This is a genomic window from Chryseobacterium sp. MFBS3-17, assembly GCF_020687745.1.
Classification (GTDB): domain Bacteria; phylum Bacteroidota; class Bacteroidia; order Flavobacteriales; family Weeksellaceae; genus Marnyiella.
This window is the reverse complement of record NZ_JAJEWK010000010.1, coordinates 37,796-61,247: the sequence shown is the minus strand read 5'-3', so window position 1 is coordinate 61,247 and position 23,452 is coordinate 37,796. Positions and strand designations below refer to the sequence as shown.

Here is a 23,452-nt window from a genome sequence, read left to right as displayed (position 1 = left end):
CAAATTAACTGAAATTTTTAAAGAAATGGTAGGATACAATAAAATAAAATTACAATCGTTTAAAAAAAATCAAAACATTACTTGATTAATTAATAAAATTATTATTTCTTTGTACTTTGATAAATATTTATACTGACTATGAAAAAACTAAAGTTGTTTTCATTAATAGCATTAAGTTCAGCTTTCGCACTTACCAGCTGTGGCGGTAGTGGATCAGGAAAAGGTGGCGGCACTAAAAATTTTGTGAGCAAAACGGGATGGAAACCAAATGACAATAAAGGTTGGTTCTTCTCCGGAAAGCAGCAGAAATTAAAAGGCTGGCCGGGAATGGTGTATGTAGAGGGCGGAACTTTTACAATGGGATTAGTGAAGGATGATGTGATGCATGACTGGAACAATTCACCGCGTAGAATGCAAGTGAGTTCCTTCTTCTTAGGAGAAACTGAGATTACCAATTATGAATACCGTGAATACCTTACCTGGTTAAAATACGTATTTCCACCATCCGATCCCAGCTATAGAGAGATATACAACGGCGCACTGCCAGATACCTTACTTTGGGATAACGAACTTTCAAGAAATGATTTCGCTGAAACTTATTTCAGATCTCCGGAATTTGATTACTATCCGGTGGTAGGAGTAAGTTGGTTACAAGCCAGCAAATATTGCGAATGGCTGACCGACCGTGCAAATGAAAAAGCATTAATGGATGCCGGAATCATCTCCAAAGATCTTTACATCAACGAATCCAATAACGTAGGCGGTACCGCTTTCAATATGGATAAATTCAAAGGGAATGATCCCGATATGCTGGCCTATATTAACGAACAGAGACTTGCCCGTACTACCGGGATGAGAAATACGGCAAACCAAAGATTGCTGCAGGCAAACAGATCTCCTGCTGCCAATATGGTGACCAAATTCAGACTTCCTACAGAGGTAGAATGGGAATTTGCCGCACTGGGAACTCAGAAAAACAGAGAATATAACAATATCCTGGGCAAAACTCCGGAAATTGAAAGACTCAGAGGACAAAGAGGACGTAACGCCGGAATGTTCCTGGAGAACTTCAAATACGGTACGGGTGACTACTCCGGTGTACCGGGATGGGAAAATGACGGTTCTGCCAGAACTGCCGATGTGAAAAAATATCCTGCAAATGACCTTGGTCTTTACGGAATGTTCGGAAACGTAGCAGAATGGACCGCAGACGTATACCGTCCGATTATTGATTCTGATTTCAATGACTTCAACTACTACAGAGGAAACGCCCCTCAGAAAATTCTGAGAAACGGTGACGGAACCTATGCCAGAGTAGATGATGGTTCTATACAGTACGATACACTGGCAGACGGCAGATTGCTGTACAAAAACCTGCCCGGACAGTACCAGAGAGAAACCGTGGCCAACTACAGTAACTTCAGAGACGGAGACAGACAGTCTTCTCTGAACTACCGTGGCGAAGAAGGAGACAGTGCTGCCAGCTTCAATATGTATAACGCACCAAGAAAGAATTTCTTTGTAGATGCAAACGGCAGAGTAATCGTAGAAAAAGACACTCAACTCAGAACATCTGCAATATCAAACGATATCCGGGTGGTGAAAGGTGGCTCATGGCAGGATACCGCTTACTGGCTGGATCCGGGTCAGAGAAGATATAAGCGTGAAAGTGGTGGCTACGGATGGATTGGATTCCGTGTAGCTCAGGATGCCAGAAATGCAGGCAACAACAGAACGCGCAGATAATAAAGTGAAATAATTATCATAGAATCCTTCCGTTTAACGGAAGGATTTTTTATTTTTGATCCCATGAACGCAGAACAGTTTTATCCGTACTTTTTACAGTGTAATAAGGTTACCATAGATTCCCGTCACATTGCTCCGAACGATATTTTCTTTGCGTTCTCCGGAGAGAATTTTAATGCTGCCACGCTGGCTGTTGCGGCACGGGAGGCAGGTGCTCTGGCGGTCATCGTAGAGCAGAAGGCGTATGAAGATTTGGCCAATCATATTTTTTATACCCCGTCTACCTTGCTGTTTTTGCAGGATCTGGCATTACTGCACCGAAAAAAGACCGATATTCCCGTCATAGCCCTCACCGGAAGCAATGGGAAAACTACTACCAAGGAACTCATCAATGCGGTGCTGTCTCAGAAGTTCAATGTTCAATGTACCACAGGTAACCTGAATAATCATATAGGTGTACCGCTCACGTTGCTCTCTGTGCGGAAAGAACATGAGATTGCTGTTGTGGAAATGGGCGCTAATCATCAGAAAGAAATTGAACATCTGTGCGCACTGGCGCTGCCGGATTATGGCTATGTGACCAATTTTGGAAAAGCGCATCTGGAAGGATTCGGCGGTTTTGAAGGAGTCATCGCAGGTAAATCTGAACTGTATCAGCATTTAATGGCTTATAAAAAAACCATTTTCATCAATCAGAGTGATCCCGTTCAGGCAGAGAAAACCAGTGGCTATGTACCGCTTGTCACTTTCGGTACCGCTGCATCGGATTATCATTTTGAAGCGGTTAACACAGACCATTTTGTAGGTCTTACCTATGAAGGGATGACCGCCATGAGTCAACTGACCGGAAGTTATAATTTCTCCAATTTGAGTGCAGCGGCCGCTATCGGACTCCATTTCGGAGTTGGTTTCAGTCAGATTAAAACCGCCATCGAAAGTTATAAGCCTACCAATATGCGCTCACAGGTGGTGGTGAAAAACGGCATTACGCTGGTATTGGATACCTACAATGCCAATCCGAGTTCCATGAGTGAATCACTGAAGAACTTCAGCACTTTTGGCGGCAGCAAAACGGTGATTATGGGCGATATGCTGGAGCTGGGCCCAGAAAGCGAAAAAGAACATGTAGCAATCCTGGATTTAGCTGAGCACATGAATTTTAATACAGTTATTACGGTAGGGAAACACTTCAAAGCGACAGGAAAATCGGTGCTGGCTTTTGATGATGTGATGCAACTGCGCGATTTCCTGTCAGAACACCCACTACAGAGTCAGAATATATTGCTGAAAGCCTCCCGGGGCATTGCTTTGGAGCGGATTCTGGATGTATTTCAAAGCTGAATGGAGCATCAGGGGTTCCGTTCCCGGACTTCGTTCAGAATAAGTTTGATGTTCTGAAATGTGGACGGAAATACTTCTGTTTTAATGCGGGCATCGCTTTTCCAGTCTACTGCCGTAATGCCTTCTTCCAGCTGTGGGGTAGCGGTACCGGTGCCCACATAACTCATTTTGAACCAATAGGTCGTTTTCAGAATGCGTTCGCCGTTGCGTTCTGTATAGATGTGAAAGGTATTGTTCACGAATTCTTCCAGAATCAGTTCCTTCAGTCCGGTTTCTTCTTCTACTTCCCGTACTGCAGCCTGTTCCAGAGATTCTTCTTTTTCCACTTTACCCTTCGGCAGATCCCAGCGGTTCAGTCTCTTGATGAATAAAATTTCTTTATTGCCATTACTTACAATGCCGCCTGCCGCTTCTATGACGCGAAACATATGAGAAAAATCCTCCCACAGCTCTTCCAGGTTTTCGCAGTACACATTCAGTTCCGGGCAGCTGGTATTCTGAAGCAGATCTATCGCTATTTCCAGCGTAGCAAAGCCTTCGTAACGCAGTTTTTTTTCTACTTCTTCAGGATACTTACTGAGGGTTAATTTTTTTTCGTTCACAAAAACTTTATACATTTGCAGGACTTTAATCTACAAAAATAGAAAAATGAATTTAGAAGGAAGAAAAATTTTCTTGAATAAACCGGTGGCAGAGATCGTAGAGCTTCTGAAAGATCCGCAAAACTATGAACAGCTGATGCCGGAAGGACTTCAGAAATTTGAGGCGATTGCAGACGGGTTTAAATTCTCTTTAAAAGGAATGCCGGAGATTGCCCTGAAACTGGGTGAAATCAGTGAGCAGAAAGCAGTGCTGAGGTCGGCGAGTTCCAGTCTTGACTTTGAATTATCTACGGTGCTGAATGCCGTTTCAGAAAACAGTACCGAAGCTCAGATGTTTTTTGAGGGAAAATTCAATCCGTTTCTGAAAATGATGGTAGAAAAACCACTTCAGAATTTTATGAATGCCCTCACAGATAAAATTGAAACGCTGTATTCCTGAGTTTACCATCGTTACTGATATCAATAAAATCCCCCGGAAGTCTGCAAGACCCGGGGGATTTTTCATGGATAATGAGGTGAATTACTTCCTTTCAATGTTCTTTGAGATGAGTCTGGGAAAATTAAAATAAATGTAATGTATTGATAATTAATTGGTTGCTGAGTTGTTTTGTAGGCGGTTGATGCAATTGAAGTCTTTTTTTACGCTGCGTATAATTTGATTATATTAAAATAACCGTGCTGTTCATTCAGCTTTTTGTATTTTTATACGAGCTATGGCCAAATTCAAAAATAAATACAGAATAGGTTCACACCGAAAACCCTATTGGGATTATTCGGCAAATGCATTGTATTTTTTGACCATTGTCACCCAAAACAGAAAATGCATTTTAGGGAAGGTCATCAATGCTGAAATGATCTTGTCTGATATGGGTAAGATTGTGAACGACGAATTTTTGAGATCGTTTGATATCCGCAATGAACTTTTTTTGTGTGAATATATCATAATGCCCAATCACTTGCATACCATCTTAGAGATCCGCAATCCAGGTCCGGTAAAATCGGACGGCCGTCCGATTCAATCTACCGGAAACTCCAACCCGCATGGCCCAGTCGCTGACCCGGACGGCCCAATCGTTGATATGAACGACCGTTCGTATCAACCGAGCCGTCCGATTCAATCTACCGGAAACTCCAACCCGCACGGCCCAATCGCTGACCAAGACGGCCGTCCGGGCCTTCCGGTACGATTGCCAAAATCCATATCGTCATTTATGGCCGGATTCAAATCTGCGGTCAACAGCAAAATTGACGATTATATTGATGAATACCAACTGAAAATTCCTAAATACAACAGAAATAATCATTTTTTTCAACCCAATTATCACGACCATATTATTAGGAATGATTTTGAATACCATCGAATTGCCCGTTATATCAGGCAAAATCCATTAAAATGGAATCAGGACACATTGAGTTCGGATTAACAACTTCAGAACTGCCGTTATCGAAAAAAATCTAAATAATAAAGCTATTCAGAAATATCTTGTTAAGTCAATGCAAAGTGCAGGTACCCAAGCTGGAGTAGGTGCAGGCGCATGAGCAATCTCTTGTAAAATCTGCTGCAGATAAGTTATTTCTTTTCCATTTTTAGTCAGCCATTGCCGTAAAAAATCAGCATCTTCCTGGCTGGATTTTGTCTTTCGGTTGTGAATCGGTGTATTTCACTTGCTTTGCCAGAAAATCTAAATGAAAAAGAACCACCATCTGACATATAAAGTTGGTCAGGTTCAGAATCGGTCCTGATGGATAGTATTATCTCGGCTGCTGCAGTTTTCTCGCCTACAGCAAATAAATACCTAAAACTCCTGTCTTTCGGTATTGAATGAGTTCTGTAATCTTGAGTCACAATTTCTGATAGAATTAAAAGTTCTCCCTGCGGACCTTCGAACTTTTTATTATCAAAGTCAATAACGAAGAAACTGTTGTCTTTTTGATCTACTTCTTGATAAGAACCGCTTGATCCTTTTACCCAAGTCGCTTTAAATTCAAATTTTTGTGCCATAGCACTGTTGAACACTGCGGTTGCCATAAACAGGGTTACCGCCAATCCTGATTTTGTAATTGTTTTCATGATCAGATTTTTTAATGTGAATTGTTTTAACAAAAGTAAATTTTATAGTTGCAAAAAAAATAGCTATGTGTAGCTATAGGCGTAAATTTTTTGAAATAATTTCTTGAGAAGCTTATGGGTTTCAAGTTTATTTTTTGATGGTTTTTTTGTCTGAATCTGAACCAGATTTCCGCATGGTTTGCCCCTGTCAAACACCGGCAAGAATTCTGATGCTTCATTTAAAAGGTATAGAAATCAAAAACCGCTGTAAACGTAATGTTTACAGCGGTTTGTTGCTTATTAATAAGTGATGTGAATCACCAATTACTTCACTTCTTCGAAATCGGCATCCTGTACATCTTCGGTACCGCCGTTCGGATTCTGTTGCTGTGCACCTGCATCCTGACCCTGCTGACCGGCAGCGTAAAGCTCTTCGGAGGCAGCCATCCAGGCGGCATCCAGGGCTTCTGTTTTGGTTTTCACGCTGTCCATGTCTTTGGCATCAAAAGCAGTTTTCAGCTCGGCAGCAGCGGTTTCAATGGCTGATTTTTTATCTGCAGAAAGTTTGTCGCCAAATTCCTTCAGTTGTTTCTCGGTCTGGAAGATCAGTCCGTCAGCTTTATTGAACACTTCTACTTCTTCTTTTTTCTTGCTGTCTGCTGCTGCGTTTTCTTCAGCTTCGCGCTTCATTCTGTCAATCTCTTCATCAGACAGACCGGAGCTTGCCTGAATCTTGATAGACTGCTCTTTTCCGGTACCTTTGTCTTTAGCAGAAACATGCAGAATACCATTGGCATCAATATCAAATGTTACCTCAATTTGCGGTACGCCTCTCGGTGCCGGCGGAATATCTGCCAGATCAAATCTTCCGATTTCCTTATTGTCATTAAACATCGGTCTTTCTCCCTGTCCAACACGGATGGATACGGCAGGCTGGTTGTCACTTGCTGTAGAGAATACCTCTGATTTCTTGGTTGGAATGGTGGTATTGGCCTCAATAAGTTTGGTAAATACCGATCCCATGGTTTCAATACCTAATGAAAGTGGAGTAACGTCTAATAAAAGAACATCTTTCACATCACCAGTTAAAACACCACCTTGGATTGCTGCACCAATTGCTACAACCTCATCCGGGTTTACTCCTTTTGAAGGTTTTTTACCGAAGAATTTCTCAACTTCCTCTTGGATGATTGGGATTCTTGTAGAACCTCCTACCAGGATTACCTCGTCAATATCTGAAACGGAAAGTCCAGCGTCTGACAATGCTTTTTTACAAGGCTCCATTGATCTTCTAACCAGATCTGCTGACAATTGCTCGAATTTCGCTTTTGTTAAGGTTTTCACCAAGTGTTTTGGTCCTGTAGCGGTAGCAGTGATGTACGGAAGGTTGATCTCTGTTTGGCTTGAAGAAGACAACTCGATTTTTGCTTTTTCCGCAGCTTCCTTCAATCTCTGCAACGCGATTGCGTCGGATTTTAAATCTACCCCTTCTTCAGCTTTAAATTCATCTGCCATCCAGTTGATGATCACATCATCAAAGTCGTCACCCCCCAGGTGGGTGTCACCGTTGGTAGACAATACTTCAAAAACTCCATCGCCCAGATCCAGAATGGATACGTCAAAAGTACCACCTCCCAGGTCATATACTGCGATTTTCTGATCTTTATGGTTTTTATCCAGACCGTAGGCCAGTGCTGCGGCCGTAGGTTCGTTGATGATTCTTTCTACCGTAAGTCCGGCAATTTCTCCGGCTTCTTTGGTAGCTTGTCTTTGTGCATCGTTAAAGTAAGCCGGTACGGTAATTACCGCTCTGGTCACTTCCTGACCCAGGTAGTCTTCTGCAGTTTTCTTCATTTTCTGAAGAATCATGGCAGAAATTTCCTGCGGCGTATATTCTCTGTCGTCTATTTTTACTTTTACCGTATCATTGGGTCCGCTTACCACGGTGTACGGTACTCTGTTTACTTCATTGGCATCATCTTTAAAGTGCGTACCAATGAATCTCTTGATGGAGTATACCGTTTTGGTAGGGTTGGTTACCGCCTGTCTTTTTGCAGGATCTCCTACTTTTCTCTCACCGTCTTCTGTAAAAGCTACAATAGACGGAGTGGTTCTTTTACCTTCAGCGTTAGGAATTACAACAGGGTCTTTACCCTCCATTACGGCCACACAGGAATTGGTTGTTCCTAAATCGATTCCGATTATTTTACTCATAGTATTTTTTTTATTTTTTAGTTAAAAAGAATGATTTGCCATGACATTCTCCAAATGCATACCAAGCAAAAAATTATGACAAATTGGCATTTATGAAAAAAGCACCCCGTTTTTGGAGTGCCAGTTTTTATAGTTTTCATGCAGATCTACCGGTAGGTCTCTGCCATTCCGTTTTCATTGGTATAAATACCGGATTGGCCATCGGGCAACATTTCCCACAGGGTTTCCCCGTCTGTGAATACCGGATTGCCGCTGGTATTGGTTCCGGAGGGAAGCAAAGTACGCTCCGGTGCATTTTCTTTTTTCAGCTTAACCGCTACTTGTTCACCCAGAGCGAAATAAGTAAGGGAAAGTGCACCGTTTTTTTCACTGTTTAGGATTTTCGGTTCCTGTACAAGGCTTTCTTCGGTGTGTACCGCGTGTTCTGCTACCGGCTTTTTGCCGTTTTCCTTACAACTCATGACCAGCAGAGCGAAGGACAGCAGCGTTTTGATAACAGTCTTCATTCAATATATAGTTATAGGGCTGCGAACCGGATTATTGTTTCAGAGTCAGAATGTATTCTACCATTTTCTTGGCATTCTCGGGGCTCATGCCCGGGTGTGCGGTCATGGGAATTTCGCCCCATACGCCTACACTGCCTTCTATAATTTTGGTGGCCAACTGGTCAATGTCTGCCTCGGTATATTTTGCGGCTACGTCCTGATAAGAGGGACCAATCAGTTTGCTGTCTACTTTATGGCAAGTGAGGCAGTCTGCACCTTCCACAAGTGCCTGACCCGGATGTCTGGCGTCTGCTTCTGCGGCACCAGCTACCGGTTCTTCCAGCATCTGGTTCACTTCTGTCTGAGGTTCTACATTGTTTTTACCACACGATGCAAGTATGCATACTGCTAAAATTGCTGTCAATCGTTTCATATTAAATTTATTTTGATCAAAAATACCGAATTACCGGGACTTTATGCTCACAAATATGACGATAAATGTCATATAAAGCGTATGACTGTAGTCATACTCGTCATCCGGCAAATCTTGATACTTTTGGGTTAACAAAAAAAGAAATTGATATGAATACCTTAAAAATTCTTGCTTGCGCTCTCCTCACCAGCGTGTTATTTTCATGTGGCGGAGACAAAAAAACAGACACCATTCCTACCGCCGACGGTACTGCTGCGGCTACCGAAGCTCCTGCTGCTGAAAGTGGTCCTGCAGACTATGATCCGAAACGCGGAATTGGTAAACACGAAAATGTGGACGTCAGCACTTTTGATCCTGCTCTTGCAGCTGAAGGTAAAAAAGTAGCCGATGTAAAATGTATGTCCTGCCACAAAACTACAGATGAAAGACTGGTAGGGCCTGGCTGGAAAGGTGTTACCGAAAGACAAACCCCGGAGTGGATTATGAACTTCATTTCTAATCCCGATCCGATGATTGATGTGGATCCTGAGCTGCAGAAACAACTGGAACTTTGTCTGGTAAGAATGCCGAACCAGGGACTGGCAGATAATGAAGCCAGATCCATCCTGGAGTTCATGAGAGAGAATGATGGTGCTAAATAACACCGCCGCTACGGACTAAAAACCAATTAAAATCAATATAATGAAAAGTCTTAAATTATTTGGACTCAGCACCATTGTGGCCTTAACTGCCCTTACGGGCTGTAAACCAAAAGGTACAGAAACCGCAGTGAGTGGTGATGCTGCAGAGCGCGTGTATGTAGCACCGGGGAAATACGACGAGTTCTACAACTTTGTGAGCGGTGGTTTCAACGGGCAGGTGAATGTCTATGGATTACCCAGCGGCAGACTCCTGAAAGTACTTCCTGTATTCTCTCAGAATCCCGAAAACGGATACGGATACAGCGAAGAAACCAAGCCTATGCTGGAAACTTCTCACGGATTTATCCCCTGGGACGACCAGCACCACCTTTCCCTTTCCCAAACCAAAGGTGAGGTAGATGGAAGATGGCTCTTTGCCAATGCCAACAACACGCCCCGCGTAGCCAGAATTGATTTGAAAACCTTTAAAACAGTGGAGATTCTGGAACTGCCGAACTCCGCAGGAAATCACTCTTCGCCTTTCCTTACAGAAAATACAGAGTATGTGGTGGCTGGTACCCGTTTCGCCGTTCCTACAGATGATGTAAATGGTGACGTGCCTATTGATTCCTTTAAAGAAACCTTCAAAGGTGTGCTGTCATTCATCGGAATCGATCAGCAGACCGGTGCGATGGATCTTTCTTTCCAGATTGAAGCTCCTGGGATTAACTTTGACCTTTCACATGCCGGCAAGAAAAAATCAGGTGACTGGTTCTTCTTCTCCTGCTACAACTCAGAGAAAGCCAATACATTGCTGGAGGTGAACGCTTCACAGAATGACAAAGACTTCATTATGGCGGTTAACTGGAAAAAAGCCGAAGAAATGGTGAAAGCCGGAAAAGGCAGAAAAGTAGTGACCGACTATGCGCATAATACGTATGATGAACATACCCACATGGCTACATCAACCATGAAAAAAGAAGTGATCGTACTGTCTGTGGAGGATATGAAGGAAGCCATGTACCTGATTCCTTGTCCGAAATCTCCGCATGGTTGTGATGTAGATCCTACCGGTGAGTACATCGTGGGTTCCGGGAAACTGGCGGCACTGATTCCGGTGTTCAGTTTTGATAAAATTCAGAATGCCATTGCCAATAAAGAATTCAGTGGGGAATATGACGGTGTTACTGTATTGAAATATGAAGCAGCATTGCACGGCGAAGTTCAGAAGCCGGGATTAGGCCCTCTGCACACCGAGTTTGACGGTCAGGGTAATGCCTATACCTCCATGTTTGTGTCTTCTGAAGTGGTGAAATGGAACCTGAAAGACCTTACCGTGCTGGACAGACAGCCTACTTTCTACTCCGTAGGTCACCTGATGATTCCTGGTGGTGACTCTGCCAAACCTTATGGTAAGTATCTCGTAGCATATAACAAAATTACCAAAGACAGATACCTGCCTACCGGTCCCGAACTGGCACAGTCGGCACAGCTCTATGACATCAGTGGTGATAAAATGAAACTGTTGCTGGATTTCCCTACCTTCGGAGAACCGCATTACGCACAGGCACTGCCGGGCGAGATGATTTCCAAAAATCAGGTGAAATTCTTTAACATCGGAGATAATAAGCACCCGTATGTGACCAAAGGCGAGGCCGAAGCCAAAGTAGTACGCGAAGGCAACAAGGTACATGTGTACATGACTTCCATCCGTTCGCACTTTGCACCAGATAATATAGAAGGAATCCGGGTAGGAGATGAGGTCTACTTCCACGTGACCAATCTGGAGCAGGACTGGGATTTACCGCACGGATTTGCCATCAAAGGAGCACAGAATGCAGAACTGCTGATCATGCCGGGTGAAACCTGCACACTGAAGTGGGTTCCGCTGAAACCGGGAATGTACCCCATGTACTGTACCGACTTCTGTAGTGCACTGCACCAGGAAATGCAGGGATACGTAAGAGTATCGCCGGCAGGCAGCAATACGCCGCTTATTTATTACCTGAATAATAAAAAGGACAATGCTCAAAGTCCTGTTAAAGAAGGGGAAACCAAATAGTATAATACCATTCATAAAAGGGCAGATTCATCTGCCCTTTTTAATTCAAAAAACAATGAAAACGAAATCTTTAAAAAAAATAACCAGATCGCTGCTCATTTTCTGCGGTATTGCCCTCATTGTTTCTATTTTTGTGCCGCTGTGGTCCATTTACCTCGTTGCACCGCAGTATCCGGAAGGTCTGGCCATGTATCTGTGGTCTCATAAAATCTCCGGTGACTATGAAATCATCAATGGATTGAATCACTATATCGGCATGAAAACCATTCATGAGGAGGATTTCTGGGAGTTCCGCGTGCTGCCGTATATCCTGGCATTTTTTGCCCTGCTGGCATTGCTCACCGCGTACCTCAACAAAAAGTCCTGGCTGTATGTCCTTACCGTGCTGTTCATGATTTTCGGGGTGGCGTTTATGGTAGATTTCTGGCTCTGGGAGTATGATTATGGCCATAATCTGGATCCGCAGGCCGCCATACAGGTGCCGGGCATGACTTACCAACCGCCACTGATTGGCTTCAAGCAACTCCTGAATTTTGAAGCCTATTCCTGGCCGAATATCGGTGGCGGAATTATGTTTGGCGTTGCCGTTATTTTGGTTATCTTAGCCTTTACAGAGTACCGCAGCCGCCGTACCGTTGCGGTTTAAATTCATTAACACAAAAAAATACTACTATGAAAATTTTCAGAAATCTGATTCCTGCCGCCGCTGCACTGGCTCTGGTGTCCTGCACCGAAAGCAGTCCGAAGGAAATTACTGTGGGCAAAGACCAGTGTGAAAACTGTAAAATGACCATCACCGCACCGGAATATGCCACGCAACTCATCACCTCCAAAGGCAGGGTTTATATTTTTGATGACATCAGTTGCATGACCATGTACGAAGGTTCCAACCCGGACAAAGCCACTGCCGGCAAAACCTATGTGGCCGATTTCCCCACCGGTCAGTTTATGGAAAAAGACCAGGCAACCCTCATTAAAGGCGGCGAAATCCGGTCTCCTATGGGCGGAAATACCCAGGCCTTCAAAGACAGGAGTGCTGCCGAAGCTGCCGCAGCGGCCACCGGCGCCAGTATCATCAACTAAATTTATCATGATCAGATTGTTGTTTTTATTCCTCCCTTTTCTGGCATCGTCTGCCGTGCTGAAAGTCGGGAAAAATGAACCGTACAAATCCATCAGCCAGGCGGTTGCCGCTTCCAAAAGTGGCGACAGTATTATGGTGCACAGCGGTGTTTACCGCGAAGGCAATATCAGCATTAACCATCCGCTGTCTCTAATCGGGGTGGGCAGACCTGTGCTGGACGGCCAAATGAAATACGAAATTCTCTCGCTGCGCGCAGACCGCATCGTGGTAAAGGGGTTTAAAATCATCAACTCCGGCGAGGATCAGATTAAAAATATTGGCGCCATACGCCTGTACAACAGCAGGTTTACCACCATTGCCAATAATATTTTTGAGAATAATTATTTCGGAATCTACATCCAGCGCGGCTACCGTTGCCTGATTGAGAATAACAGAATCATTTCTAACCGGGCCACCTCTCAGGAGCGGATCGGAGACGGCATCCACGCCTGGGTGAGTGATGAAATCTGGATTAAAAACAACTATATAGAAGGCCAGCGGGACGGAATTTACCTGGAAAAAGTGATCAACTCCTATATTTACCGCAACTATGCCAAGAAAAATCTGCGGTACGGCCTGCATTTCATGTCGTCTAATGATGATGTGTACGTGGGCAATACCTTTGATAATAACAATGCCGGTGTGGCGGTGATGTACAGCAATAATGTGGGCATGGTGAGCAACAGTTTCATCAATAACTGGGGCGATGCCAATTACGGACTGCTCCTGAAGGATATTTCTTTCAGCAAAATCAAACACAACCGTTTTCAGAACAATACCACCGCCATCTTTATGGACGGCGCTACCAAAATAGATTTCTTCCGGAATAATCTGGAAGACAACGGCTGGGCTATGAAAATTAATTCCAACTGTATGGAAAACCGGATTGTGAATAATAATTTCGTCAATAATGTATTTGATGTGAGCACCACCGGAACCATGACCATGAATGATTTCCGCCGGAATTACTGGGACAAGTACAGCGGTTATGATCTGGACAAAGATAAAATTGGCGATGTGCCGTATCACCCGCTCAGCCTCTATTCAGCACTGGTAGAAAACAATCCGTCCGTCATGCTGCTCTTCCGTACGTTCTTTGTGGATTTGCTGGATAAAACCGAGAAAATAGTGCCCAGCCTTACCCCCGAAAATTTTGTGGATGAACAGCCGCTCATGAGAAGGGTGGAGTGGAGATTGGAGACAGAGAGATAAGAGATGGGAGACTGAGAGATTGGAGATAAGAGAAAGGAGACAGAGAGATTGGAGATAAGAGAAAGGAGACAGAGAGATTGGAGACAAGAGAAAGGAGACAGAGAGATTGGAGACAGGAGATTTGTAGTTTTATTTTGAATACAACCGGAAGGATTAGAAGACCAGAAATATGATAGAAGTAAAAGACTTAACCAAGAAATTTGGTAAATTCACCGCACTGGACGGGATGAATCTGACGTTCACCAATGGGAAATCCGTAGCGCTGATTGGTCCCAACGGTTGCGGGAAAACCACCCTCATCAAGGCCATTCTGGGGCTGAATGTCATAGAAACCGGCGACATCATGGTAGATGGCGAAAGTGTGCGGGACCATTTCCGCTACCGCGAAAAGATAGGCTATATGCCGCAAATAGGTCGCTATCCGGAGAATATGACCATTGAGCAGACCATTAAAATGATTCAGGATACCCGCAATGTGCCGGAGGATGAACTGGATACCGAACTGCTTCGGGATTTTGAGCTGGAAACCCTGTACCCCAAGAAAATGGGAACCCTTTCCGGCGGAACCACCCAGAAAGTAAGTGCGGTGCTGGCGTTTATGTTCAACCCGAAAATCATTATTCTGGATGAACCCACGGCCGGACTGGACCCGCTGGCGTCTGAGATTCTGAAAAACAAAATCATCAAAGAAAAAAATAAGGGAAAACTCATCATCATTACCTCGCATCTGCTGAGTGAGCTGGATGATATTGTGAGTGAAATTGTATTTATGAACGAAGGAAAAATCATTGTACAGCAGTCGGTGGAAGATATGATGTCTGAGCGCAATTCCGCCAGGATTTCTGAGTCTATTGTGAGTATTTTAAAAGAAATGAAGAAATGAACAAAATTGCCCGTTTTATCCTTTTTGATATTTTAAAGAACAAAATCGTCATTTTCTACACCGTGTTGCTGTTCATTATTTCCTGGTCGGTGCTGGGGCTGGAGAGCAATTATACCAAGGCCACGCTGAGCCTGCTGAATGTGGTTTTGCTGGTGGTGCCGCTGGTGAGCATTATTTTTTCTACCATTTATGTGTATAACAGCGGTCAGTTCATAGAGTTGCTGCTCAGTCAGCCGGTGGCGCGCAGCCGGGTGTGGTTCAATATTTTTCTGGGACTCTCTACCGCGCTGGTACTGGCTTTTCTGCTGGGCTGCGGCATTCCCATTTTCCTGTATGCGTCTGTAGAAACGGGCTTTTCGCTCATTATTTGCGGCGTTTTGTTGTCGGTTATTTTCACCTCTTTTGCCATGCTGGCGGCCATCCTTACGCGGGACCGGGCGAAGGGCATCGGGATTTCCATTTTCATATGGTTGTTCTTTGCCATCATTTACGACGGCATTTTGCTGGTGCTCATGTTCCAGTTTGCAGACTATCCCATAGAGGGCGTAATGGCGACGCTGGCGGGGCTTAATCCCATTGGGTTATCCCGTATTTTCGTGTTGCTGCAGCTCAATATTTCGGCCATGCTGGGCTACTCCGGGGCGGTTTTTCAGCAGGTGTTTGGCTCCGGCGGCGGCATGGGCATATCCCTCACCATATTGCTGATCTGGGCCATCGTTCCGTTTGTGTATTCACTGCTGAAATTCAATAAGAAGGATTTGTAGCGGCAGCGCGGCATCCCATTTTACGAACAGGTGCCCGGCGCCTGTTTTTTTGTGGGGTCAAGCATTACAATTTAGTTTTTTAACTGGAAATTATTGTTATTTTTGTGGGATAGAGGATATATTTTCATTTAGAATAATTATTCTCCAACTAATAGCGAAACCATGAATTTTACACGAGAAGAATTGTTAAAAGCAGTCAGGAATATTGACGAAAATCCAGATTTAAAAGTAGGTAGACATTCATCTACCTATGATTTAATACATGATAATAAAAAATATCCGCCAATTTTGATTCTTTCTGAAGCCAATATATTAAAGGGTGGAAGGATCAGAAACATCTGGACTGGATCATAAAACACAATCTTTACAATTTAAGAAGCGGAACAGACAAAGGATCATTTGCACTTACCAAAGAAAATATGGATGCGAAATATCTCGTTTTGCATGGTAAAAATGAACTGGAGACCTCCAGAATCTATAAATTGAAATCCGCAGGGGCTAAGGTTTATTCAGTTAATGATCTCCGCCGTAAAGATTATCCGGAACCAAAAGGTGAGTTCTATCTCGTTTATGAAATTGAAGGTGAAGCAGCATCTGATTTTGACCGTCTGAAATTTAATCTGCGGGAGCTTGCCAAATTCGAAACCCACCGCTCCTCTGCAAAACCTTTCACCGTTACACTTGCTGAACTTTTAAGTTCCAAAACCTAACCCTCCCACACTTTAAATCTTGCAGTGTTTGCATGACAAATCTCATTCCCTCAGGGGGTTAAGTATGACCGGGGTCATACGGAAGGGTGGGGTAAAGGCGGTAAGTTTATTGAAAATTTACAGCGATGAACAAGTCAGTTTTAATCCTCGGAATGCTGGGTTTCGCCTTGCTTTCCTGCTCCCAGAATGAATCCAAACCCACCGCACCCTCCGGTGACGTGGCAGAAGCAACCCTCCACGGGCAAGACGGAATCGTAGACGAGGTTTCCAACCCCAATATCGTGCAACTGGCCGTGAAAAATCCGGACCTTTCTACCCTGGTTACTGCCGTGCAAACTGCCAACCTGGCTACTTCCCTGAGCAATGCGGGACCTTTTACAGTGTTTGCACCGCTCAATGCTGCCTTTGACAAACTGCCTGCCGGTACGGTAGATGGACTCCTAAAACCGGATAAGGCCGATGACCTGAACGAAATTCTGAGCTATCATACCTACGTGGGCGTGATTAAGGAAGATCAGATGACGGATGGCCTGCGCCTGGGGATGGTCAACGGTAAAAGCATTACCATTACCCTGCAGGATGGTAAACCGGTGATCAACGGTAAAGCGAAAATTGTAGCCACAGTACCGGCATCCAATGGCATTGTCTATGCCATAGATGAGGTGCTGCTCCCCGAATAGTTTTTTGTGTTTTGTTTAATGTGGCAGCCTCCGGAAGACTTCGGGGGTTGCACGTTTTTGGAGAGTGGAGATGAGAGACTTAGAGATTAGAGATTAGAGATTAGAGATGGGAGAGTGGAGATTAGAGACTTAGAAATTAGAGACTTAGAGATTAGAGACTTAGGGATTGGAGATGCGGTACAGATGTAAAAGTCTTGTTCCAAACGGTTTTGGAACTTTAAAATTCAAAGCAATGAAACCGTTTCGGGGTTAAGCTTTCCGAGTTCGGAGTGAGAGGAGCAGCCACAACAGTCCCACAAAAATCAAAGCTGAGATATACAGCAGCATGTGATTGGCATACGGCACCGCAATGTATCTGATGGAGAAAACCCCCATCAGCCCCAGTACAAACTCATTCAGGAAAATGCCCAGCAGGAATATTTTCAGTCCGGTGAAGAGTGGTTTGCTCACCGTGAAATAATTGGTGGCCAGCACCTGATTGAGCAGGAAGGTGGCAATGCACATGAGCAATACCAGATGCAGGTACGCAATGACCACATTCCGGAAGCCAAAGGCAAACTGACTGATAGCCGGAATATTGGAACCCAGTTGCAGTGCAATTTTAGCAGCGAAGGCAAATCCGGCGAAGATCAGCACAAATCGGTGCATCGCCGACCATTTCAGGACCAGCGGCGTCCAGTTCTTCTTCACAAACCGGTACAGCAACACCGCACCCACCGTCTGGGCCACCGTGGCCAGTACAATAAGGGCAAAGACCGATGCCGGCATTTTCAGCCACAGCACAGATAATCCGTACCCGATGATGCAGCCGGCGCACATGAGCCAGAAAATCAATCGGTTCTGGCGTGCACTGATAGCGGCTCCGGCTTCCTTCATGGAATACAGCAGGAACCCGATGCAGCTGAAAATGAAAAATCCGTTGTACTGAAAATGCAGATAATAATACTGTGAAGCCAGATATAAATCCTGAGAAACAACCTTGCTGCCGGAGGTGTACGCCAGTCCGGCCACGCCCGCTGCCGAGAGGATGGCAAAAGCCAGTCCGCCACTGAACCAGATTTTGGACGGATCACTGATGAACCGCGAATCTCTGTAATAGAAACCGGCAAAGACGAAACTCACCAGCAAAGCCACTGCCGATGCTGCTATGGATCCCCAGAAATAGCCGCCGTAGAGGAAGGTGGCCAGCATGGCAAATGACGCCGCCAGGTTGATCAGGATGAGGCGGTAATATTTTTTGAGTGTAATCTGAGGGTTATTTTTCTCCAGATAAATCAGCAACAAAACATAGATCACATGGGTAGTCCAGCCATAAAAAGCGAAATGCGAATGGGCTTCCTGCACATATTTCTGGTTCAGAAGCGGCAGTGAGAATACAATTTTATAGCGCATCATGACGCCCAGCAGCGCCACAATGAGGAAATTAAATACGGAAAACTTCAGCAAGAAGGTTTTTTTCATCAGAAGTAAATTTTATGATTGATGAGTTCTATTTTCTGTTCGCGCTCCATTTTCTTCACGGTGCGGATCACGGTTTCCACGGCCAGGCCGATAGAATTGGCCATTTCTTTTCTGGTGACTTCTATGATGGTTTTGGTTTCCGGTTCCAGGCCCAGGCTGCGCTTGTGATTTTTCAGGAAATTCAAAATGCGCTCATGCGGGCACTGGTGTACGATGGATTTCAGTTTAATGGTTTTCTCAAAGGCTTTTTTGGCAATCTCGCGGGTGAAACGGATGAGCAGATCCGGGTTGCTCACCATAAACGTATTGAACAATTCATCTGTAAAGCTGTAAATGACGGCCGTTTCACTGGTAATAAGGGCATTGGCAGGATATCTTTCGCCCAGTAAAAAAGGCGGTTCACCCAGAAAATGATGGTCGTTTACCCGGTTGATGAGAAATTCTTTACCCTCAGAATCCGTGTTATAGATGGTGATTTCTCCCTCCAGCAGATAGAAGAGCTGAGTGGCTCTCTGATCTTCGCGGAAGAGGATGTCTTTTTTACGGAGGGTGTGGTGCGGAATTTTGCTTTTCTGCAGAATTTCTTTCGTAAACATAATATAGCTTTGTCTCAAAAGTACGAAATATTTTTGTTTGTACCTGGGTAAAAATCCTTAAAACTGAATATTATCATTATTTATAAGGGTTAAAAATTACGAATCTGAGAATGAGAATTTCAGGATGCTTAAAACCGGACGGCGAAATTTGGGTTCGGGAATTTCGGTCCGGAAAGTATTTTTTCCGTTGGTGTAAAAGTCGTAACTTTGTGCGAATCTCAGAATTAATCACTAATACTAAATTGATATGTCAAAAGCTATTTCGCAGGTGCCTTACGCCGTAAATGAGCCCGTAAGAAGCTACGAACCCGGCTCTGCCGAAGTGAAATCACTCATCGCCACTTATAAGGAAATGTGGAAGGAAAAGTTTGAAATTCCTATGGTCATCGGCGGTACCAGAGTCACCACCGATCAGAAAGTAAACCTGAAATCGCCGCAGGATCATCAGCACGATTTCGGATTTTACTATAAAGGAGATATGCAGCATGTAGAAGATGCCATAAATGCCGCTCTGGCTGCCAGAAAGCAGTGGAATGCACTGGGCTGGGAGCAGCGTGCAGCGATTTTCCTGAAAGCAGCAGACCTGATTGCAGGTCCGTACAGAGACCGCCTGAATGCGGCCACCATGATAGGCCAGTCCAAAAATGTGCACCAGGCAGAGATTGATGCCGCCTGTGAGTTCATTGATTTCCTGCGTTTCAACGTAGAATTCATGACCGAAATGTACAGTGAACAGCCCATCTCAGACAGCGGCATGTGGAACCGCTCCGAGTACCGTCCGCTGGAAGGCTTCTGTTTTGCCGTGACGCCGTTTAACTTTACCGCAATTTCCGGTAACCTGCCTGCATGTATGGCCATGCTGGGGAATGTGGTGGTATGGAAGCCGAGCGACAAACAGATTCTTTCGGCCAAAATCATCATGGACATTCTGGAAGAAGCCGGATTGCCTGCTGGCGTGATCAATATGATTTTTACTCCGGGCAAGGAAACGGCAGAGAAAGTGCTGGCACATCCGGATTTTGCGGCACTTCACTTCACCGGATCTACGAGTGTTTTCCAGAGCATGTGGAAGCAAATCGGGAACAATATTCATCAATACAAAACATACCCCAGAATTGTAGGCGAAACCGGTGGTAAGGACTTCATCATGGTGCACCCGTCTGCCAATGCCGAAGAAGTGGCTACGGCTATGGTACGGGGCGCGTTCGAATATCAGGGACAGAAATGTTCTGCCGCTTCCCGCGCATACATTCCGCAATCTCTTTGGGATGCGGTTAAAGAATCTGTGGGCGCACAACTGAAAACGGTGAAAATGGGTTCCCCGGAAGATCCGTCCAACTTTGTGAATGCGGTGATTGACCAGAACTCATTTGACAAGTGCAAAGGATACATAGAGCGTGCGCAGAATGCTGCGGATGCTACCGTAATCTTCGGCGGAAAATGTGATGATTCCAAAGGTTGGTTTGTAGAGCCTACCGTGATTCAGACCACCAATCCGAAATATGAATCGGTTTGTGAGGAGATTTTCGGTCCAATTCTGTCTGTTTATGTGTATGAAGATCAAAACTGGGCAGAAACTTTGAAGCTGGTAGATGAAACCTCACCGTATTCCCTTACCGGATCCATCTTTTCCAAAGACAGATACGCGATAGAAGAAGCTTATAACGCGCTGGAAAATGCAGCCGGTAACTTCTATATCAATGACAAGCCTACCGGTGCGGTAGTGGGTCAGCAGCCGTTTGGCGGTGCCCGTGCCTCCGGAACCAATGACAAAGCGGGATCCAAAATGAACCTGCTGCGTTGGGTGTCCGTACGTTCGGTAAAGGAAACCTTCGTACCACCGAAGAACTACAAATATCCTTATCTGGGCTAAGCATCAGATCCGGAAATATGAAAGATCCGTCTCGTGAGAGGCGGATTTTTTGTGGGAAGAAGGAGCAACGAAAATTTGATTTAAAAAAGGAAAGAAGGTGACCACAATTTTACTTTGTTATCTTCATAAACAAAATAATATTGCCTCAGTGCTGTCTACTAATAATCAATCGTATAATTTAACTGTAGCGAAGTCCTTGGGGTACTACTGTTGTCTGCTTTTTTTATTGCGAATGGACTGTTGTTTTTGGTAGAAGAGATTTGACCGCTTAAAGTGAGTTTTCCATAATTATTTCCGATCTCACTTACTTTTACGTTGGAATTAAACCCTTTCTTCACAGGGCCAACATTTATCTCCCATTTCGTTTTTGTAGGTATCTCGGTGATTATCGATTCATTGTGTTCGTTAGTATATTCAACACTTAATTTACCGCCGCTGTATATTGTATTGCTATTTAGTTCGTGTTTTTAATAATATTTATTATACAGTCCACTTTACATGACTGTTTTTTTTGGCGGTTTCTCACTGGTCTATTTTTTTAATTTGCTTACTATATTTTTGATTTCCTCTACAGAGAAAAGTCCTGAAATCTGTAATTTTCCATCAGCGATTTCAGAATAAATAATGGGCATTGTAATAATTTTTTTATCGACGATTATGGCCATTCCTTTATTGATATTGGTAGCGGTTATTTCCTGCAATTTTGACTTTACATTTTCTTTGAATTTAATATCAATGATCAGATTTCCTAGGTCATTGTAACTGGATCTGATATCTTCAATATCTTTGGGTTCAAAAGCAGCTTTCTCGCTTATTTCAAATTCCGTTTCATTGTTATTTCGTTTTTTCTCGCTCACAAGATAAAACCCATCTTTTTTATCATGTATTGCCTGAAAAAAGGCCATCAAATAAGCGGCCTGTCTATTTTGTAAATTTTCATTGTCCTGCCGGATTGTATTGATTTCTTCAAATATATCAATGAAATTATCCTTGATGTTTTCGTCAATAATATTCTGGCTAAGCACCAGTTTTTTGCCGGTTTGTGAATTGTAGAATTTATAGATTTCTGAAATTTCTTTTTCAGTAAAAGTTTTATCAATAGCGTTGGATAATCTTCTGATGATTTCCCAGTCATTTAACTGATCCTCAAGTGCCTGAATTCTAACATCGTTTTTGTTTCCAAAATTTTTCAAATTTGGAATATGAAAGTCGATTATCGCACCTTTAATTGAATTAAAATACCCTAATTCATTAATAATAAATTCAACTTTTTGTTCTTTAGTTTGACCATAAAAACTTAAGGATAAAAGTACCGTGGTAATTAACAGAGCTTTTTTCATAATCTGATATATTACATTACTGCGCCACTGTTGTACCGCGCCTCACCAAAGATACAAAACCACCCGAATTTCACAACCATGAGAAGGGCGAAGTCCGTACTTCGGATTTCGCCCTGTATAAAATGGTTTCCCTTTAAGGATGATGCTCAATTTCCGTGCGCAGCAAATCTGTTTTTAATACTCAAACAACACACTGCCCCAGGTAAAACCGCTGCCAAAGGCAGACAGCAGCACCAGATCGCCTCGCTGTACTTTGCCGGCGGCTATAGCCTCGCTCAGTGCCAGTGGGATGGAAGCTGCCGTAGTATTGCCGTATTTCTGAATATTGTTGAACACTTTATCATCGGGCAGACCCATCTTTTGCTGTACAAACTGGGCAATCCGCAGATTGGCCTGGTGGGGAATGAACAAATCCAGATCATCTATGGTTTTTCCGGCGGCATTCAGTGCCTCCATCATGGTTTCCGGGAAGCGCGTCACGGCATGTTTGAACACAAAATTACCATTCATCACCGGGTACACTTCGTGATTGGTTACCGCCCCGGGTTCCAGACGCATGCGGTCACTCCAGCCGTATTTGGAGCCGGGAAATTTGGTGCAGAGGTCATCTGCGTATTTTCCTTCAGCATGCATATTCACCGAAAGAATGTCGCCGGCAGTTTCGTCCTTGGTAGCAGAAAGGATAACGGCTCCGGCACCATCGCCAAAAATAACAGAAACGCCGCGTCCTTCATCTGAAAAATCGAGCCCGAACGAATGAATTTCAGCACCAATGACCAGAATATTCCGGTATGTCCCGGATTTTATGAAAGCATTGGCCACGCTCATGGCATACACAAACCCGGAACACTGGTTGCGCACATCCAGCGCGCCTATGGTATCACAACCCAGCATCTCCTGTACCAGCACACCACAACCGGGGAAGTAATAGTCCGGAGAGAGGGTGGCAAAGACTATATAATCCAGATCCCGGGCAGTCATTCCGGCGTTTTTCAATGCCATTTCTGCCGCTTTAAAGCCCAGAAAGGCTGTGGTTTCCTCGGCGTCGTTTCTGTTTTTCCGGTGGTGCCGTTCTTTAATGCCGGTACGCTCGGTAATCCATTCATCACTGGTCGTCATGCGCTGCGCCAGGTCGTTATTGGTCACGGTGTTTTCCGGTACATAATGTCCGGCACCTTTTATGATGCTTTTTACCATAACTTTAGTAATTTTGACAAATGTATCATTTTATTGATAAATTTTAACCCTCAAAAATCC

The 23,452-nt window shown here is 44.1% G+C and carries 24 protein-coding genes; 15 read left to right on the top strand and 9 right to left on the bottom strand.

What is annotated here, in order from left to right:
• The first annotated feature begins 138 nt into the window (after positions 1–138).
• A complete protein-coding gene (gene gldJ, locus LKO26_RS08035; RefSeq protein ID WP_227587342.1) occupies positions 139–1,746 on the top strand; it encodes a gliding motility lipoprotein GldJ in 1,608 nt (535 codons plus the stop codon).
• A gap of 63 nt (positions 1,747–1,809) precedes the next feature.
• Positions 1,810–3,087, top strand: coding sequence for a UDP-N-acetylmuramoyl-tripeptide--D-alanyl-D-alanine ligase (locus LKO26_RS08030; protein ID WP_227587341.1), 1,278 nt, complete (start codon positions 1,810–1,812; stop codon positions 3,085–3,087).
• 8 nt (positions 3,088–3,095) lie between these two features.
• Here LKO26_RS08030 and LKO26_RS08025 read toward each other — a convergent pair whose 3' ends face one another.
• Positions 3,096–3,704: an NUDIX hydrolase gene (locus tag LKO26_RS08025; protein ID WP_227587340.1), complete on the bottom strand. Its 609-nt coding sequence runs from the start codon at positions 3,702–3,704 to the stop codon at positions 3,096–3,098.
• 31 nt (positions 3,705–3,735) lie between these two features.
• Between LKO26_RS08025 and LKO26_RS08020 the strand changes: the two genes are divergently transcribed.
• Together LKO26_RS08020 and LKO26_RS08015 are read left to right on the top strand one after the other, a co-directional pair.
• Entirely contained in the window at positions 3,736–4,128 is a 393-nt protein-coding gene (locus LKO26_RS08020; RefSeq protein WP_227587339.1) for an SRPBCC family protein, read from the top strand.
• Between the two features lie 355 nt (positions 4,129–4,483).
• Positions 4,484–5,113, top strand: a complete 630-nt coding sequence (locus LKO26_RS08015) for a transposase (protein WP_227587338.1) — start codon at positions 4,484–4,486, stop codon at positions 5,111–5,113.
• A gap of 167 nt (positions 5,114–5,280) precedes the next feature.
• On the opposite strand, the gene LKO26_RS08010 is transcribed toward LKO26_RS08015, so the two are convergent.
• From LKO26_RS08010 to LKO26_RS07995, 4 genes are all read right to left on the bottom strand, one after another.
• Positions 5,281–5,760: a hypothetical protein gene (locus LKO26_RS08010; RefSeq protein WP_227587337.1), complete on the bottom strand. Its 480-nt coding sequence runs from the start codon at positions 5,758–5,760 to the stop codon at positions 5,281–5,283.
• A 303-nt stretch (positions 5,761–6,063) separates the two neighbouring features.
• Positions 6,064–7,953: a molecular chaperone DnaK gene (gene dnaK, locus LKO26_RS08005; RefSeq protein ID WP_227587336.1), complete on the bottom strand. Its 1,890-nt coding sequence runs from the start codon at positions 7,951–7,953 to the stop codon at positions 6,064–6,066.
• A gap of 146 nt (positions 7,954–8,099) precedes the next feature.
• Entirely contained in the window at positions 8,100–8,459 is a 360-nt protein-coding gene (locus tag LKO26_RS08000; protein WP_227587335.1) for a hypothetical protein, read from the bottom strand.
• Positions 8,460–8,490: 31 nt separating this feature from the next.
• A complete protein-coding gene (locus LKO26_RS07995; RefSeq protein WP_227587334.1) occupies positions 8,491–8,871 on the bottom strand; it encodes a c-type cytochrome in 381 nt (126 codons plus the stop codon).
• A 149-nt stretch (positions 8,872–9,020) separates the two neighbouring features.
• Here LKO26_RS07995 and LKO26_RS07990 point away from each other — a divergent pair, with 149 nt between their 5' ends.
• From LKO26_RS07990 to LKO26_RS07945, 10 genes are all read left to right on the top strand, one after another.
• Positions 9,021–9,512 (top strand): c-type cytochrome, encoded by a 492-nt coding sequence (locus LKO26_RS07990; RefSeq protein ID WP_227587333.1) that lies wholly within the window; start codon positions 9,021–9,023, stop codon positions 9,510–9,512.
• Between the two features lie 40 nt (positions 9,513–9,552).
• The gene (gene nosZ / locus LKO26_RS07985; RefSeq protein WP_227587332.1) at positions 9,553–11,553 is read left to right on the top strand and encodes a Sec-dependent nitrous-oxide reductase; all 2,001 of its coding nucleotides are present in this window, start codon (positions 9,553–9,555) and stop codon (positions 11,551–11,553) included.
• 55 nt (positions 11,554–11,608) lie between these two features.
• Positions 11,609–12,199: a hypothetical protein gene (locus LKO26_RS07980; protein WP_227587331.1), complete on the top strand. Its 591-nt coding sequence runs from the start codon at positions 11,609–11,611 to the stop codon at positions 12,197–12,199.
• A gap of 26 nt (positions 12,200–12,225) precedes the next feature.
• Complete coding sequence (locus LKO26_RS07975) at positions 12,226–12,636, top strand: nitrous oxide reductase accessory protein NosL (RefSeq protein ID WP_227587330.1); 411 nt, start codon at positions 12,226–12,228, stop codon at positions 12,634–12,636.
• A gap of 7 nt (positions 12,637–12,643) precedes the next feature.
• Positions 12,644–13,888, top strand: a complete 1,245-nt coding sequence (locus tag LKO26_RS07970; RefSeq protein ID WP_227587329.1) for a nitrous oxide reductase family maturation protein NosD — start codon at positions 12,644–12,646, stop codon at positions 13,886–13,888.
• 169 nt (positions 13,889–14,057) lie between these two features.
• Entirely contained in the window at positions 14,058–14,771 is a 714-nt protein-coding gene (locus tag LKO26_RS07965) for an ABC transporter ATP-binding protein (RefSeq protein ID WP_227587328.1), read from the top strand.
• Complete coding sequence (locus LKO26_RS07960; RefSeq protein WP_227587327.1) at positions 14,768–15,535, top strand: ABC transporter permease subunit; 768 nt, start codon at positions 14,768–14,770, stop codon at positions 15,533–15,535. Before LKO26_RS07965 ends, LKO26_RS07960 begins: the two co-directional genes overlap by 4 nt.
• A 162-nt stretch (positions 15,536–15,697) precedes the next feature.
• Positions 15,698–15,889, top strand: coding sequence for a hypothetical protein (locus LKO26_RS07955; protein ID WP_227587326.1), 192 nt, complete (start codon positions 15,698–15,700; stop codon positions 15,887–15,889).
• Positions 15,890–15,954: 65 nt separating this feature from the next.
• Complete coding sequence (locus LKO26_RS07950) at positions 15,955–16,245, top strand: hypothetical protein (protein ID WP_227587325.1); 291 nt, start codon at positions 15,955–15,957, stop codon at positions 16,243–16,245.
• 125 nt (positions 16,246–16,370) lie between these two features.
• Complete coding sequence (locus LKO26_RS07945) at positions 16,371–16,925, top strand: fasciclin domain-containing protein (protein ID WP_227587324.1); 555 nt, start codon at positions 16,371–16,373, stop codon at positions 16,923–16,925.
• 249 nt (positions 16,926–17,174) lie between these two features.
• Here LKO26_RS07945 and LKO26_RS07940 read toward each other — a convergent pair whose 3' ends face one another.
• Together LKO26_RS07940 and LKO26_RS07935 are read right to left on the bottom strand one after the other, a co-directional pair.
• Entirely contained in the window at positions 17,175–18,386 is a 1,212-nt protein-coding gene (locus LKO26_RS07940) for a hypothetical protein (RefSeq protein WP_227587323.1), read from the bottom strand.
• Positions 18,386–18,982, bottom strand: coding sequence for a Crp/Fnr family transcriptional regulator (locus LKO26_RS07935; RefSeq protein ID WP_227587322.1), 597 nt, complete (start codon positions 18,980–18,982; stop codon positions 18,386–18,388). Before LKO26_RS07935 ends, LKO26_RS07940 begins: the two co-directional genes overlap by 1 nt.
• Positions 18,983–19,229: 247 nt before the next feature.
• Here LKO26_RS07935 and pruA point away from each other — a divergent pair, with 247 nt between their 5' ends.
• Positions 19,230–20,855 (top strand): L-glutamate gamma-semialdehyde dehydrogenase, encoded by a 1,626-nt coding sequence (gene pruA, locus LKO26_RS07930; RefSeq protein ID WP_227587321.1) that lies wholly within the window; start codon positions 19,230–19,232, stop codon positions 20,853–20,855.
• A 530-nt stretch (positions 20,856–21,385) separates the two neighbouring features.
• Here pruA and LKO26_RS07925 read toward each other — a convergent pair.
• Together LKO26_RS07925 and LKO26_RS07920 are read right to left on the bottom strand one after the other, a co-directional pair.
• Positions 21,386–22,195 carry a DUF2059 domain-containing protein gene (locus tag LKO26_RS07925; RefSeq protein WP_227587320.1) on the bottom strand — a complete coding sequence of 270 codons (810 nt, stop codon included), beginning with the start codon at positions 22,193–22,195 and terminating at the stop codon, positions 21,386–21,388.
• A gap of 174 nt (positions 22,196–22,369) precedes the next feature.
• Positions 22,370–23,392, bottom strand: a complete 1,023-nt coding sequence (locus tag LKO26_RS07920; RefSeq protein ID WP_227587319.1) for a 3-oxoacyl-ACP synthase III family protein — start codon at positions 23,390–23,392, stop codon at positions 22,370–22,372.
• Positions 23,393–23,452 lie beyond the last annotated feature (60 nt).